Here is a 14246-nt window from a genome sequence, read left to right as displayed (position 1 = left end):
CACTTCCGAATTTAGTTCTAATCACCCAGGAAGCTTCGAAGTATCGGGTGCATGTCCATGAGCTGTTCCTGGGCTATCTCCTCATAGAGTCTGTAAACTATACCCACGGTGAGAAGTACACCTGTTCCTCCACCGAGTGAACCTGTGAGGTCAGCCACGAATGCAAGGAGCCCCACAAATGCTCCACCAAGTATGGTTATGGTGGGTATGTAGCGTTTAAGTATCTTCTCAAACTGGCCCCTGCTGCTCCTGAAGCCAGGTATCTGCATACCCATCTGGTACAGCTGCCTCGCAACATGCCTCGGGCCGATGTTACTTATCTCAACCCAGAGCCAGGCAAAGAGGACACAGAGTCCGATGAATACAACCGCATAGAAGACGACCCTGAAGGGGTCGAGTATGAGGGCGTCGATGGACCTGGGGGCTGTCAGGAGATATGCCAGCCCATCAACTGCCTGTCCATTGCTGACGGTACCCAGTATGGGGTATCCCAGTTTCTGGAAGACATTGGCAAGGAGCTGGACGTTGAGGAGGAGGGCGCTTGTGAGTATAACCGGCATGTTACTTGCGTATATGAACCTGAGGGGATACTTTCCAACAGCACCCCTTGAGAGCCTCTTACCCCCACCCATGGATATGGGTATCTCAACACGCATACTCTCCGCGTATACAACCACAAGGAACACAGCTATGAGGGCCAGTACAGGGAGCACATAGTACTGGAAGTCCGGTGACTGCCCTGTGAATAGGAGGTAGAGGAAACCTGTTATTCTACCTGCAGGCACCCCTGGCTGGGTGGGTGCTGAGAGCGGGTTGAATGCACCCACGATTATCTCCTGGGATACTCCCGCTGCGATGAATAGTCCGACACCGCTACCGAATCCCCACTTGGAAACCACCTCATCAAGGAATATTATCAGTATCCCTCCGATGGTGAGCTGGAGTATGAGGACCCAGACAAACTGTGGAGCTGATGGTGCCAGTGACCCTGTGAGTACGAATATCAGGGCCTCGAAGAATGTGAATACAATGGCAAGGAGCTTCTGCAGTCCCTGGAAAAACGCCTTATCCTCATGCCTCGAAAGGTCAAGTTTAAGGATCTTACCCCCTACCAGGAGCTGGAGTATGATTGATGCTGATACTATTGGACCTATACCCAGGGTGAGTATTGAACCAAAGTTTCCTGCGAGCACAGCCCTGAACTGGGCAAACTGGTCCACTGCATTTGCACTCAAACCATAAAGGGGTATCTGGGCCAGGAAGAAATAAAGGACAAGGATTATGCCCGTCCATTTGAGTTTCTCCCTGAAGGGAACCCTGTAACCAGGTGACTTTACCTGGGGCAGGACTGAGAATAGGGGTTCAAATTTTTCCTTCAACTGCTCCACTCCTTGTCAGCTGGTTTCACTCTATGACTTCAGCCTTTCCTCCGGCCTCTTCGATCTTCTCGGTGGCGCTCCTGGAGAACTCGTATGCCTTGAGATGGACGGGCCTTGTGATCCTTCCGCTTCCGAGGACCTTTTCAAATCCAAGGTCGCGGACATCCAGCACCACCATTCCGTCCTCCTCGGATGCAACTCCCCTCTCAAGGAGTTCTGGTATCATTTCATCCAGGTAGGCCAGGTTAACTGTTTCCAGCCTCTTTATGAGTTTCTGGGGCCTCTTGAAGCCGTATTTCCCGAAGTGTTTTGGGTCGTACTTGACTATCCATGTCCAGTGGTGTTTGTGCCCACCGGCCTGTCCTCTACCACCGCGGTGACCTGCTCCCCTCCTCTTCTTGGAGCATCCTCCACCGACGGTGCGTGAGCCCCTCATCCTTGTGATCTTTCGTCTTTTTCTGATCATGAGTGATTCCTCCTAGATCATCCTTTTCAAAAGGTCATTTATCTTTTCGCCGCGATATCCAAGGCTTCCGCCCTCATTGAAGGCCTTTTTTATGCCTTCGTATCCCTTTCTTGGGGGGTGCAGTCTGAATACAGGTTTTATTCCTGCTTCCTCAAGTTTAACCTCGCCGCTGAAGACGGCTGCAGCAAACTCATCGACGGAACCGTAAGCGGTTTTCTCATTTATGTACTCATCGGTTATCCTGTCTCCCCCGATGAGTCTTCCCCTCTTCCTTATCATGGCTGTCAGGGTTTCCTGGTCGACTTCACCCCAGGTTATGTAGTCCTTGGCCTTCTGGAGCATGCCAAGGTAGCTGGGTGTGTCCTCAACCAGGACGGCGTGGTTTATCCTGTTGAGCCTTAACATTTCCATGGTGTCAGCTATGTCCCTTCGAACACCTGCTGATCCCCTTACCCTTACTACTGCGAACATCTAGAATCACCTTCAGGTACTGCAAACACCGAGGTTCTTAAGGTCCTTCTCGCTTGCCTTTACTTTGCTCAGCTGTTTGAGGGCGTCGAAGGTTGCCCTGGCGAAGTTAACTGTGGTCTGTGTCTGTCCACGTGTATGTGACCATACATCGTCTATACCTGCAAGTCTCATTATGGTCTTGCCCACGTCACCTATTGCGAGTCCAACACCACCAGGTGCGGGTATGAGGGTCACGCGGACACTGCCGCTCTTACCGGAGACCTTGAAGGGTACGGTGTGTTCCCTTCCACAGACACATCCCCAGTCACCGCATCCTCTTCTGACCTTTATTATGTTGAACTTTGCATCGTCAACTGCCTTCCTGATGGCGGGACCGACCTCCCTTGCCTTACCCTGCCCGAGTCCGACGTAACCGTCCTTGTTACCAACTGCAACAATGACCCTGAAGTTAACCTTTCTCCCTGACTTGTGCATCCTCTGGACAAGGTTGACGTCGATAACTTCCTCCTCAAGGTCAGGAAGCAGTGCATCGATTATCTCAAGTTCCATTATGGGGTGTCCCTCTTCAAAGATCTCATCGATGCTTGTTATGACACCCTCCTTTACAAGGCGTCCCAGCTGGGTCCTTGGCTCCCATTCCTCCATGTTGAAGTTCATAATCATACCTCTTCATCTATTCTCTTTTTGATTTCATCAAAGTGTTCCGGCAGATCCACAGGGGAAAGACCCCTTTCAAGGTACTTTGAAAACCTCTTCCGGAGTTCTTCCTCATCAAGGGATTCTGCGTACTCCATTATGTGTTCTCCCCTGATTCTTGATTCATCGGGCAGCACTGATTCACCGTGGGGTACATTGAGTCCTGCGTCAACAGCCCCCTTGAGTGCAGCGAATACCTTTGAGCCCCTGATGGCTGGTCTCAGTCCTATGTCAAGGACAGCCTCCTCTATACCCTCCTTCAGAGCCCTTTTACCGCACAGGTAACCTGTGAGGTAGGCTGCTGCTGTGTTGCTTGTACCTCCAAGCCATCCCATTTTCTGGAGCTGTTTTGAGTGGGCTGAGACAAGTGTTTCGTCTCCGTTCATGCCCACGTTGATTATCTGTGCAATAACGTGATATGTCGTTATCCTGACGACGAGCCTTGATTTACCTGTTTCTACCATTTTGTAGCGGGCCCGGTAATCAGTTTTACCTTCCCTTCTTCTTCTAAATGCCAGCTTGTATCTTGGTCCATGTGCCAATCAAATCCCTCCTACCTGAGCATGTCGTGGTCCCGGGCATAGGTCTTCATGTAAGATTTGCTCTTAAAGGCTCCGCCCTTGGCCATCTTGTACAGTTTACGGTAGGTGCTCTTGTTTATTTCGCGGTTGTCCCTCATCTCCTTGAGGTCCTTTCTCAGTGCCCTTATGGTGGTCATCCACTCATCCTTTTTGGGCCTTCTGGCACCCTTTGCACCCTTTATACTTCCAGGTCCCCTTCTTCGTCCCTTCTTCTTCTGCTGGGCTATCTTCTTTGACCTGTAGCTGCTTATACCCTTCTTGGGTTTGGCCTTTATTGCGCCATCCTTTATTAGCTGCTTCACACCGTCCCTTGTTATTGCCCTTGAAACCTCATCGATCCTTTCAGGGTCTATCCATATCCTGTTAACCCCTACCTTGAGTATGTCTGCAGCTAATCTCTTCTGAGTAGTAAGATTCATTCAAGAAACCTCCTTGTATTCAGCATTTGCTGATAAACCCGAAAAATTTCAGGTATCCCCTTAAAAAGTTTTTTCGCTGGACTGGAAAATATGCCCCTTCCAGTCCTCCCTACGGGTTGAGAACCTTGATGCCGAGTTCCCTTGCCTTCTCAAGCATCAGGGTTTTTTTCCTGGCCCCCACAGCTGAAGCTATTCTTGCAGCCTGTTTTTCAGGGTCCAGTGCCTCAAGTTCCCTCATGTTGGAAACCAGGACATCCTCGTATCCTGATGGGTGGAGACCCCTAACTTCACTGGGTTTCCTGTAGCCTATTGCAGGCATAGCGGGTTTACCCTTTTCATACCTCCTCATTTTGCTTGTTCTGCCCCTTGGTCTCCTCCATTTTTCCCCTAATTTCTTGTATCGGGCGTATTCCTGTCTTTTAAATTTTTTCCTCATCGAATCACCGTCCCTATTCCTTGCTCACAAGGTATATGCCGTCCTGGAAAACCCTTGGGTCCCTTCCCTTGATTTTGGTGGCCTGTTCGATGTTGGCCATGGTCTGTCCCACGTGCTCCTTGTTGATACCTGTTATCTCAACCTCATCGCCCTTGACCTGGACCTTTGTGTCACCAACGAATCTTGCGGTCCTGGGGTGGCGTTCACCGAGGAAGTTCTCAATGACAACCTTATCCCCTGCCACCTTCACACTCATTGGAAAGTGAGCATAAACTATCTTCATGCGGTATCTGAAGCCCTCGGTAACACCTGTTATCATGTTGCTTATGTGGGCCCTGACGGTCCCTATCATGGCCTTATCCTTCTTTTTAGGGAATTTAACCTCGAGAACCACCTTGTCATCTTCAACAGCCATCGATATCTCTGAATGGTTGAATTTTCGGGAAAGTTCCCACTTGGGGCCCTTAACGGTGACGCCACCATCGATGGTGACATCCACACCATCAGGGATGGGTATCTCTTCCCGGATTAGAGCTGCTAGAACCATGTTATCACCTAGTAGACATATGCCAGCAGTCTACCACCAATACCCCTGTCCTTGGCCTCTTTATGGGTCATTATTCCCTCAGGGGTTGATACGATTATTATCCCGAAGTTCTTAGCTGGCAAGTATCTCTTCTCAAATTTCTCGAATTCGTCCTTCTTAACTGCGTGCCTGGGTTTTATAACTCCACAGTGGTTTATGTTTCCCTCAAGTTCAACTATGAATTTCCCGGCCCTGCCGTCGTCAACGTATTCGAATTCACCGATATAGCCTTCCTTCTGCATTGTCCTTAACACTCGCCCTATAAGTTTTGAGGCGGGGGTTATCCTGCACTTGACATTACCCCTTATCTCATTGTTTCTTATGTTGGTCAGGGCGTTTGCAAGAGGATCCATAAGAGTCACAGTAAACACCTCTTTTAGTTGTACTTTTTAAACCCTATTTTAGGTGCGAGTTCCCTGAAGCACTGCCTGCAGAGCATTAACCCGTATCTCCTGACAAGGGCAGAGTGATCCCCGCATCTTGAGCATTTCCTTGATGCCTTTCCATATTTCCTTGGCAATACAATCACCTTCAGACTATTTTAACCTGGAATTTTTCCTTCATGAATTCGATTGCCTCTTCGCGGCTGACCCTGTGCTTCTGAGGAACCTTCCTGCGCTGTATCCTTCGCCTGTTTATCCTGTGACCTGGCTTCTCAAAGGTGACAGAAAGGTTCATACCAAAGATCCCTATCTCAGGGTCGTATTTCATTCCAGGTATGTCTATGTGTTCATCTATACCCATCGAAACGTTACCATACTCATCAAACTGGCTGGCCTTTAACCTGTTACCTATTCCCTCAAGGAACATTTTGAGTACCTTCTCGGCCCTTTCACCGCGGAGGGTGACCTTGCATGCGATGGGCTGTTTCTTCCTTATACCGAATTCAGGGTTGGTGACCTTTGAGTGTGTCCTCACTGGTTTCTGGCCGCTCATCTCCTCAAGAAGCCTCTCGGCCCTTGCAAGCTTTTCACCGCCTTCACCAACACCTATGTTAAGGGTGACCTTGAATATCCTTACTTCCTCCATCGGGTTCATCTATTTCCCTCCTGGAAGTGAGATCACTGACTCGTCCTTTCCTATGACGAAAACGTAGTCCTTGAGTGTCAGGAATGTCTTGCCTGCACCGGTCTCGATGACGGCTGTGTTTGGCATTGAAGACCTTGTTATGTTTATCTTCTTGATCTTGCCTATTTCACCGGTGTGCCGTCCGCCTGTCACAAGGCCGAGGCTGTCCTTCTCAAATGGTATCCTCTCAAGGATTTCCTGTTCGGGTATTGAGAGCTTTACAACGTCTCCCACCCTGAATTCATCATCTGAGAGGTAGTTACGGCCGTCATGGAGGTTGAGCTGGGTCCTGCCTCCCTTAATGGTTGTCTTGTTCACTATCTTGCAGAGTTTGAAGCCTGCGTTTTCCTCATCTATGGGGTGGAGAACCAGCCTTCCCCTTTCATCAGGGAGCACCCTGTAGACGTCTCCTGTCCTGGGTATGCTGACAACGTCCATGAATCCGACCGGGAACTTGTAGTTCTTCCTTGGTCTTCCATCCACCAGGACCTCTCCACTGTTTATTATCTTCCTGGCTTCCCTTGCATTGTCTGCAACCTTCAGGATGTCCCTCACAATGATCATGAGAGGCAGTGAGTTCTCAATAGCGTGGGGACCTGGAGATGGTTTAACTGTCCATTTGTATTCCTTGGGATGAATTGGCCAGTGAACCGGTGATTTGAATCGTTTAAGATGTTTTCTTGATGCCATTATTGCCATTTTTATCCCTTCCGTTCTAAGATTTTAATTCTTTTCTCATCGTCAAGGTTGAGGTCAACTATTCTCAGGTTTGATGGGTGTAGCGGGAAGTAGACTGTTGTCCCATCAACTTTCTGTATTGTGGCCCCCTCAACGTAAACCCTGTACCTCTTGAGGTCCACCTTCTCAACCTTACCTTCATGTCCCCTGAAGTCACCCCTGAGAATCTCAACCTTGTCTCCCTTCCTTAGGGGCAGGGACCTTCTCCCATACTCTTCCCTGAGTTCCCTGCTGAGATTTGCGCTCATCATCTTTCGACGAGCGTGTAATGGTGCTTCATAAATGTACTTCCTCTGCTTTCTGGGCTGTTTTGACATTCTATCACCCTTACACTATTATGCTTGCTGCGCTTCCCACACTGGGCCACCTGTCAGCAGCTTCCTTTGCAACAGGACCCCTTATCTCTGAACCCTTGAGGACTCCCTCAGGACTCACTATAACTGCAGCGTTATCCTCGAATTTCACCCTCAATCCATCGGGCCTTCTGTATTCCTTTTTCTGCCTTACAATAACGGCGTTGAGGACCTCTCTCCTCATGTCAACTGTTCCCTTCTTTACGGAGACAACAACCATGTCGCCAACACCTGCTGCTGCAAGTCTTCTTCGAACACCCTTGTATCCCCTGACTGAGATTATCTCGACTTCCCTTGCACCTGTGTTGTCGACGCACTGGAGTCTGGCCCCTACAGGTAATGCCCTGGTAACCTTGGATGCTATTGCCTTCATTTTACTCTTCCCCCTTCACCTCGACAACAACGAAGTTCTTGGTCTTGCTGAGGGGTCTGCATTCAGCAATTTTCACTGTGTCCCCTACCCTGACATCTATGCAGTCAGGTTTGTGGGCCTTTATCTTGGATTTCCTCTTTTCGTATCGTTCATATTTGCGTATAAATTTGTAGAAACTCCTTTCAACAGTCACTGTCCTTTCTGCCTTGTCACTGACTACGGTTCCTTCCAGTATCTGACCCCTGAGGGGGAGGTCACCGTGGAAAGGACAGTTAGGATCACTACATTTAGATTTAGGTTCTGGAACATCAATGCCGACCATTCTATCACCACTATGGTTTTCTAAATTTCTTCTTTATTCTCTCCTCAGGACGAGCCACCAGAGCTCTACCATCAATCTCAACAAGTTCACCCTGCGGTGTTCTGAAATGGAAGACGGCTATTCCCTTTGGAACCGTTATTTCCCGGCCGTCATCCATTTCGATTCTAAGGGTATTCCTGGTTTCATCCACGACTCTTCCCGATATTCCCTGAATGTCCCTGTGAACACTCCTGGCTATTCTCACAGAAAGGCCAATAAGCTCATGCCTGAAAATATTCCTGGGGGTTATCAAGGTAACCCCTACCTTATCTCAATCGTATCTGATGAAAAGCCCATATCTGCCAGAACTTCCTTGACCTTCTTCTTATGATCCCCCTGAAGTTCTATCTGGCCTTTCTTGGCTGTGCCTCCACAGGCACATCTTGCCTTCAGTATCTTAGTGAGCTCCTTTATGTCTATATCGTGTTCATCGATGCCCTCAATGATGGTCATCACTTTACCGAATCTTCGCCTCACTGTGTAGACCTTTAGTGTCTGAACTTCGCGTGCTATTTCCTCACAGACGCAAAGTTCTTCCGGAAGACCACATACATCGCAGATTTTCATTTATTTCTCCTTCTATTTTTCATTCATGATGGTGAGAACACGGGCTATTGTTCTTCGGATTTCCCTCATCTTACCGGGGTTCTCATGGATCCCGGCAGCAGCGCTCTTGGAAATGTATCGGGCGTATTCTGCCTTGAGTTCATCCAGTTTCTTCTGGAGTTCCTCCCCATCCATTTCCCTTATCTCTTCGCTCCTAAGTATCGCCATTTCAATCCCTTTCTATTATTCACTGATATGAATCTGTCCATATATATTATTTTTCAGATTCTTCACCATCTGCGTCCTTCTTCTCTGCCTCAGTGTCTTCCAGGTCCTCAACCTCCTCGAGATCCTCAACCTCCTCAAGGTCCTCGATCTCTTCCAGGTCCTCAACCTCCTCGAGATCTTCAACAACCTCTGAGGCCTCTGAGGCTTCCTCTGCAGGAGTTTCAGTGACCCTTGGATCCTCTATTTCAACTTTGTCAGGTAGAACAACATCAGGAGGCATTATACGTACGTATACCCCAAGAACACCGGGTTTGAGCTGTACAGTGGCAAATCCTTCCCTTACATGCTTGACTGATGGTTCACCGCATTTCTTTATATAACCATCGGTGAACTTTGCTGTGGCTGAACGGGCACCCCTTATCTTACCTGAAATGGTGACCTCAACACCCTGGGCACCTGCAGCCATGATCCTCCTCATTGTGGTGTATGCGACTCTCCTGAAGTGCATACCCCTCTGGAGCATTGCAGCTATCTTGTGGGCCATTATCTTGGGGTTGAGTTCAGGGACATCAACCTCCTTGACCTCAACCTGGGGGTTCTCAAGGTCGAACTTGTTTTTGAGTTTCTGTGTTATGGCCCTCACTGTCTTACCGCCACGTCCGATGACCATACCCGGCCTCTCAGCGTAGACCACAACCATCGTACCCATTGGTGTGACCTGGACATCCATGCCACCGTATCCTGCCCTTTCAAGTTCCTTTTCAAGGTATTCGTCTATCCTTGTCCTTCTGAGACCTTCAACGACAAAATCTTTTTCTATCAAAATTTATGCCTCCCCCAGAACTATCTGAACGTGTGTTGTTGGTGTGTTGAATGGTGTGGCCCTTCCAAAGGCCCTTGGAATCCAGCCCCTTATAACTGGCCCCCGGTGACTGGATATGTGGATTATCCTGAGTTTCTCTGTGTCGAGTCCCTTGTACTCTGCATTGGCCTCTGCGTTCTCAAGGACCTTAAGTATCTGACCTGCTGCCTTCACAGGGTAACGACCGCTGGCCCAGCCATTGAGACCCCTCCTGTGGCCGACCTTCCTGTTGTATCTCTTGAAGGCGACTGGCCTCTCCATCCTGATGACCTCTTCAAGGTATTTCTTGGCCTTTTCGAGTTCCATTCCCCTGATCTCCCTGCAGATCTCCACTGCGTGCTTTGGTGATATCTTGAGGTGAGTCGCTGATGCCCTGGCTGTTCCTGACCTGTCTTCCTCTTTATAAGCGTATTTAACCTTAGCCATTGTCTAGTCTCCTTATTTAAGAGGCACGAACATTGAGAATCTTGTAGCTCCCATACCGGGATCTCCGTGCTCAACCTTCTTCCTTGTGGGTGCAAATTCACCGAAGTAGCAGCCGATCATTTCTGGCTGGATCTTGACCTCCACAAATTCCTTACCATTGTGGATACCGAAGGTCATTCCAACCATCTCAGGAAGCACTATCATGTCCCTGCAGTGTGTCCTGATGACCGGTGGCCTTCCCTCAGTCTTTCCCTCTTTCTTTATCTTCCTTATCTTTTCGAGTACCTTCTTCTGCCTTGGTAGGAATCCCCTTTTGAGGGATCTTCTCTGCCTTGATGGGAACAACTTGATTACATCGTCAAGTGGCATCTCCTGCAGTTCTTCCAAGGTGTAGCCGCGATACCTAAACTCTTTACGTGCCAATAGGTCACCTCCTTATTTATCTCCTTTTCCCTGTTCTTCTGGCAGCTATTGAACCAACCTTTCGTCCTGGAGGAGCATGCCTTGAGACGGTTGTTGGCCTTCCAGGATGCTGTCTGTTTCCACCACCGTGCGGGTGATCAACTGCGTTCATTGCAACACCCCTGACTGTGACGGACTTCTTACCCTTTGCCCTGAGGGCATGGTACTTCTTACCGGCCTTGAGGAATGGTTTCTCCCTTCGACCTCCTCCAGCAACAACGCCAACGGTGGCCCTGCACTGGGGGTTGAGTGCCTTCAGTTCACCTGATGGGAGTTCAATAACTGCCTTGTCAGCGTCATGGGTGATTAGAGAAGCGTATGTTCCAGAGGACCTTACGAGTTTTCCTCCGTCCCCTGGTCTGTTTTCGATGTTGTATATGGGTGTCCCCTCTGGAATCTCACTAAGTGGAAGTGAGTTTCCTGGTTTAACCCTTGCCTTCACTCCGCATTCAACTTCTTCGTTGAGCATTAAAGCTTCAGGTGCGAGTATCAGGCGTTCCTCACCGTTTTCAAATTTAACACGGGCAACGGGGGCTGTCCTTCCAGGGTCGTGCATTATATCAACTACCTTCCCCTTGAGGGAGCCCTCACTCTCAATGGAGTCATAGGCGCGGTATTTTATTTTGCCCTTGAAACGGTGAGATGCACTTCTGTAGGTGGGAGTTCCCCTTCCTCTCCTCTGTGATATTAACCTTTTTCCCATCCGAATATCCTCCTGGTTATTTTTAGAATACTCCCAGTTTAACCGCTATGTCCTCTGCACTGTGTTCCTTGGCCAGTTTTATGTAGGCTATCTTCTGGCCCCTGGGAGTTACCTGTGTGTTGACCCTCTCAACCTTAACTGCGAAGAGCTCCTCAAAGGCCCTCCTCACATCCTTCTTTGTGCTTTTCCTCATAACCACAAATGCCAGTTCATTGTTCTGATCTATAAGGTTCATGCTCTTCTCTGTGACATGTGGCTTCATAATAACAGCATATGGATCCATAATATACACCGTCACTCCTTCTTTACTGGAATAGTTCATCAAGTTTTTCTATTGCTGATCTTGTAAAGACGGTCAGTCTTCCAGGATGTGTTCCAGGGGCCAGTAGCTCTGCGTTGAGGTTTTCCACCCTTACCACGTCAACGCCCGGGTGGTTCCTCGCACCCCTTGTTATCCCCTTATCGTCTCCAACGACTATGAGGGGACCCCTGGGTGTCCTGTACTTTCTACCCCTCATCTTTCCCTTTCCTGCTCGTATCTTTTTGCCTTCCCTTGCCCTTACAATGTCGTCCATGATTCCAAGTTTCCTGAAGACTTCCCTTGTATCGGCGGTCCTTTTAATCATGGAGAGTTCGTCGTCGACCACCAGTGGCAGCTGGGGTACGTTCTCTATCCTGTGACCCCTTGCCTCCACAAGGTCCTTCCTGGCTGTCGCTGCAACTGCGGACCTTATTGCAAGTCGCCTCTCCTTCCTGTTTATCCTTTCATGGTAGTTCTTCTGGGGCCTTGGGGGGTGAGCCCTTCTACCGCCCACTGCCTGTGGAACAAAGGCGGCCCTTGAACCATTCTTTATACGTGGAACCATTGCAACGCCGCGTCCGGCACCATAGGACTGTGCAGAGGTCCTCTTACCTGCCATTGGATCTGGACCCCATGGCTGTACCCTTGCTGTCTGTGCGGACAGGACAGCCCTCTTTATGACGTCGGGTCTGAATTCTTCGTTGAAAATTTCAGGAAGTTCCATCTCATCTATGGCTTCACCTTCTAGGGAATAAACCTTAATCTTCATTTTGAACCACTCTTATACTCCTTGTTTTGATGCTGTGCTGATGTAGTTTATCTGGGGTGCTTCTTCCTGTTTACCTGCAGCCCTTATGGCCTTCCTGAGAACCACTAGCCTCTTTGTTGGGCCTGGAACTGACCCCTTAATCATGACGTAATCGTTCCTGACTAACCCGTATCTTACAAAGCCACCATCAGGGTTTACAAGGTCAGCCTCGCTGGCGTCACCAATCTTGAGTATCTGTTTGTTGTACTCGGTCCTCCTGTGGTAGCCCATCTGACCTGCCTGTGGGACGGTCCACATGGTCCTTGATGGTGTCCATGGACCCAGTGAACCTATGTGTCTTCCCTTACTGCTCCTTGCAGCCTTACCGTACTGTATCCTTATACCCCATCTCTTGACAGGACCCTGGAATCCCTTACCCTTGGTCACGGCTATCGCATCAACAAAGGCGCCCTCAGAGAATATCTCTGACGCCCTGACATCCTTTCCAAGGATCTCAAGTGCATATTCAAATTTCTCCTCGGGGGTCTTGCCGCCCAGTCCGCACTCGAATACCTCGGGTTTCTTTTTGGGAACACTTGCAAGTCGTGGGTTTGTGTGGACTATGACCCTCACATCTGCAACGTACTCCATGTTTGATCTTATCTTCTCAATGGCTGCTTCCTGGTCGTAGTCATCTGCAGGTGGGGTGAGTTTCCTCCTGAGGTCATCCTTTGTCTCTGTTGCGAGGACCTCACCTAGGGTCTTGAGACCCCTGCTGGTCTTTTCGTAGGTCCTCACAGCCATCACTGTCAGGGGTGGAACCTCAAGGATTGTGACGGGAGTTGAGACCTCCATCCCCTCTGTGGGGGAATTTTTCTGGTTATCAACCATCATGACATGTGTCATCCCTGCCTTGTAACCTGCGAGGGCGAGGAGTCCGGGCTCATCCACCTGGGGCCAGGACTTGACCCTCGGGGTTTCCCTTGCCGCCCTTTTCCTTGGACTGAATGCAACTGATCCTTTTCTTGGTTGATGATGTCTAGCCATTTAACTTTACCTCCTTACATCATTCATCTTTTTCATCAATCTGAGTTAGCATGTTAAATACTGAAAGAGTAGCTAAAACAGCCTCTTCAGTCCTTACAGTTTCAGTACACTGACCTGGAAGGGTGTTAACCCATATATCCGCGTCGATCTCTGGTAATCCCTTGTAAGGACCGCCAAAGAGGATGGCCGCCTCGCGGGCCCCCCTCATCCTCGTTTTTACTTCATCCAGAATAGAAGTAATGGGCGAAGCATTCCTGGATGTTGCCACGACAACATCGGCACCTACTGTTTTAAGGCTCTCTGCGAGGTTTCTCCGGGTATCCAGTACCTCGTATCCCCAGTATCTATCTTCTGGTTCATCGGGCTCTATCAGTATTTCCTTACCCAACCTGACAACCCTGAAACTCATTATCCTATTTACTGTCAGTTTTTCCCTGCACAGTGCAAGTTTATCTGCGCCAATATCCACAAGAGTTCCTTTCTTTACCCTTTTAACTGTCAGTCCCTGCCTGTATTCACCAGTAACGGGTTTTCCGGTTGGGTGATGGGGAGTTCTCAGAGGTGGGAGTATCCCCACATGTTTCAACTCCCTCATTATCGGGAAAACCTTCCTGCGAAGGTATTGAGGTGTATCCATATAAGTCAGGATATCCCTAATAAACCTTGCCTCTCCATCTGCATCATCGTGATAGATCACTATACGCTTAACCCCGAATATCGAAGCGGCCCGTGCGATGAGAACCACCTTGTAGGTCTTTATTTTGAGATCCCCTGTCTCAGCCGTCAGTGAATCCGGGATAAATATGGACAAATCTACTCTATTCATCTATTAATATCTGTCCGGATTTATTTATAAATATTTCCACAATGCAGACTGGGCAAGTAAAACCACAGACCACATCGTATCAGAGCATACAATGTGAGCGGATCCACCGCAGATTGCAATAGGTACTAAAAATTGTATGGTATCCATATTTAAACTTTCCGCTGGTGAGG

The 14246-nt window shown here is 49.0% G+C and carries 26 protein-coding genes; all 26 read right to left on the bottom strand.

Annotation, left to right across the window (positions count from 1 at the left end; all coding sequences use genetic code 11):
- Positions 1-17: 17 nt before the first annotated feature.
- Positions 18-1388 (bottom strand): preprotein translocase subunit SecY, encoded by a 1371-nt coding sequence (gene secY, locus MTH_RS00130; RefSeq protein WP_010875668.1) that lies wholly within the window; start codon positions 1386-1388, stop codon positions 18-20.
- 16 nt (positions 1389-1404) lie between these two features.
- Positions 1405-1845: an uL15m family ribosomal protein gene (locus tag MTH_RS00125; RefSeq protein WP_010875667.1), complete on the bottom strand. Its 441-nt coding sequence runs from the start codon at positions 1843-1845 to the stop codon at positions 1405-1407.
- Between the two features lie 12 nt (positions 1846-1857).
- Positions 1858-2316, bottom strand: a complete 459-nt coding sequence (gene rpmD / locus MTH_RS00120; RefSeq protein WP_010875666.1) for a 50S ribosomal protein L30 — start codon at positions 2314-2316, stop codon at positions 1858-1860.
- 12 nt (positions 2317-2328) lie between these two features.
- Entirely contained in the window at positions 2329-2973 is a 645-nt protein-coding gene (gene rpsE / locus MTH_RS00115) for a 30S ribosomal protein S5 (protein ID WP_192961070.1), read from the bottom strand.
- A gap of 2 nt (positions 2974-2975) precedes the next feature.
- Positions 2976-3554 (bottom strand): 50S ribosomal protein L18, encoded by a 579-nt coding sequence (locus tag MTH_RS00110; RefSeq protein WP_010875664.1) that lies wholly within the window; start codon positions 3552-3554, stop codon positions 2976-2978.
- Positions 3555-3565: 11 nt separating this feature from the next.
- Positions 3566-4012 (bottom strand): 50S ribosomal protein L19e, encoded by a 447-nt coding sequence (locus tag MTH_RS00105; RefSeq protein ID WP_010875663.1) that lies wholly within the window; start codon positions 4010-4012, stop codon positions 3566-3568.
- 109 nt (positions 4013-4121) lie between these two features.
- Positions 4122-4448 carry a 50S ribosomal protein L32e gene (locus MTH_RS00100; protein WP_010875662.1) on the bottom strand — a complete coding sequence of 109 codons (327 nt, stop codon included), beginning with the start codon at positions 4446-4448 and terminating at the stop codon, positions 4122-4124.
- A 13-nt stretch (positions 4449-4461) separates the two neighbouring features.
- Entirely contained in the window at positions 4462-4995 is a 534-nt protein-coding gene (locus MTH_RS00095; protein ID WP_010875661.1) for a 50S ribosomal protein L6, read from the bottom strand.
- A gap of 8 nt (positions 4996-5003) precedes the next feature.
- Positions 5004-5396: a 30S ribosomal protein S8 gene (locus MTH_RS00090; RefSeq protein WP_048060728.1), complete on the bottom strand. Its 393-nt coding sequence runs from the start codon at positions 5394-5396 to the stop codon at positions 5004-5006.
- Between the two features lie 14 nt (positions 5397-5410).
- Positions 5411-5563 (bottom strand): 30S ribosomal protein S14, encoded by a 153-nt coding sequence (locus MTH_RS00085; protein WP_010875659.1) that lies wholly within the window; start codon positions 5561-5563, stop codon positions 5411-5413.
- A gap of 2 nt (positions 5564-5565) precedes the next feature.
- Positions 5566-6072, bottom strand: coding sequence for a 50S ribosomal protein L5 (locus tag MTH_RS00080; protein ID WP_010875658.1), 507 nt, complete (start codon positions 6070-6072; stop codon positions 5566-5568).
- Positions 6073-6801: a 30S ribosomal protein S4e gene (locus MTH_RS00075; protein WP_010875657.1), complete on the bottom strand. Its 729-nt coding sequence runs from the start codon at positions 6799-6801 to the stop codon at positions 6073-6075.
- A gap of 2 nt (positions 6802-6803) precedes the next feature.
- Entirely contained in the window at positions 6804-7157 is a 354-nt protein-coding gene (rplX, locus tag MTH_RS00070; protein WP_010875656.1) for a 50S ribosomal protein L24, read from the bottom strand.
- Between the two features lie 10 nt (positions 7158-7167).
- A complete protein-coding gene (locus MTH_RS00065; RefSeq protein WP_010875655.1) occupies positions 7168-7566 on the bottom strand; it encodes a 50S ribosomal protein L14 in 399 nt (132 codons plus the stop codon).
- Between the two features lies 1 nt (position 7567).
- Positions 7568-7888: a 30S ribosomal protein S17 gene (locus MTH_RS00060; protein WP_010875654.1), complete on the bottom strand. Its 321-nt coding sequence runs from the start codon at positions 7886-7888 to the stop codon at positions 7568-7570.
- Between the two features lie 10 nt (positions 7889-7898).
- On the bottom strand, positions 7899-8180 hold the full coding sequence (gene rnp1, locus MTH_RS00055) for a ribonuclease P protein component 1 (protein ID WP_010875653.1): 282 nt from the start codon (positions 8178-8180) through the stop codon (positions 7899-7901).
- An 8-nt stretch (positions 8181-8188) separates the two neighbouring features.
- A complete protein-coding gene (gene yciH / locus MTH_RS00050; protein WP_010875652.1) occupies positions 8189-8494 on the bottom strand; it encodes a stress response translation initiation inhibitor YciH in 306 nt (101 codons plus the stop codon).
- Between the two features lie 12 nt (positions 8495-8506).
- Entirely contained in the window at positions 8507-8701 is a 195-nt protein-coding gene (gene rpmC, locus MTH_RS00045) for a 50S ribosomal protein L29 (protein WP_010875651.1), read from the bottom strand.
- 46 nt (positions 8702-8747) lie between these two features.
- Positions 8748-9524, bottom strand: coding sequence for a 30S ribosomal protein S3 (locus tag MTH_RS00040; RefSeq protein ID WP_010875650.1), 777 nt, complete (start codon positions 9522-9524; stop codon positions 8748-8750).
- Between the two features lie 3 nt (positions 9525-9527).
- Positions 9528-9989 (bottom strand): 50S ribosomal protein L22, encoded by a 462-nt coding sequence (gene rplV / locus MTH_RS00035; RefSeq protein ID WP_010875649.1) that lies wholly within the window; start codon positions 9987-9989, stop codon positions 9528-9530.
- A gap of 12 nt (positions 9990-10001) precedes the next feature.
- Positions 10002-10412, bottom strand: coding sequence for a 30S ribosomal protein S19 (gene rpsS, locus MTH_RS00030; RefSeq protein WP_010875648.1), 411 nt, complete (start codon positions 10410-10412; stop codon positions 10002-10004).
- A gap of 16 nt (positions 10413-10428) precedes the next feature.
- Positions 10429-11154: a 50S ribosomal protein L2 gene (locus MTH_RS00025; RefSeq protein WP_010875647.1), complete on the bottom strand. Its 726-nt coding sequence runs from the start codon at positions 11152-11154 to the stop codon at positions 10429-10431.
- A 22-nt stretch (positions 11155-11176) separates the two neighbouring features.
- The gene (locus MTH_RS00020) at positions 11177-11437 is read right to left on the bottom strand and encodes a 50S ribosomal protein L23 (RefSeq protein WP_048060727.1); all 261 of its coding nucleotides are present in this window, start codon (positions 11435-11437) and stop codon (positions 11177-11179) included.
- Between the two features lie 22 nt (positions 11438-11459).
- Entirely contained in the window at positions 11460-12224 is a 765-nt protein-coding gene (gene rpl4p / locus MTH_RS00015) for a 50S ribosomal protein L4 (RefSeq protein WP_010875645.1), read from the bottom strand.
- 12 nt (positions 12225-12236) lie between these two features.
- The gene (gene rpl3p, locus MTH_RS00010; RefSeq protein ID WP_010875644.1) at positions 12237-13250 is read right to left on the bottom strand and encodes a 50S ribosomal protein L3; all 1014 of its coding nucleotides are present in this window, start codon (positions 13248-13250) and stop codon (positions 12237-12239) included.
- A 19-nt stretch (positions 13251-13269) separates the two neighbouring features.
- A complete protein-coding gene (locus MTH_RS00005) occupies positions 13270-14076 on the bottom strand; it encodes a putative RNA uridine N3 methyltransferase (RefSeq protein WP_010875643.1) in 807 nt (268 codons plus the stop codon).
- Positions 14077-14246 lie beyond the last annotated feature (170 nt).

The organism is Methanothermobacter thermautotrophicus str. Delta H, from assembly GCF_000008645.1.
Taxonomy (GTDB): Archaea; Methanobacteriota; Methanobacteria; order Methanobacteriales; family Methanothermobacteraceae; genus Methanothermobacter; species Methanothermobacter thermautotrophicus.
The sequence above is the reverse complement of the archived record's forward strand: the minus strand, read 5'-3'. Positions and strand labels throughout refer to the sequence as shown.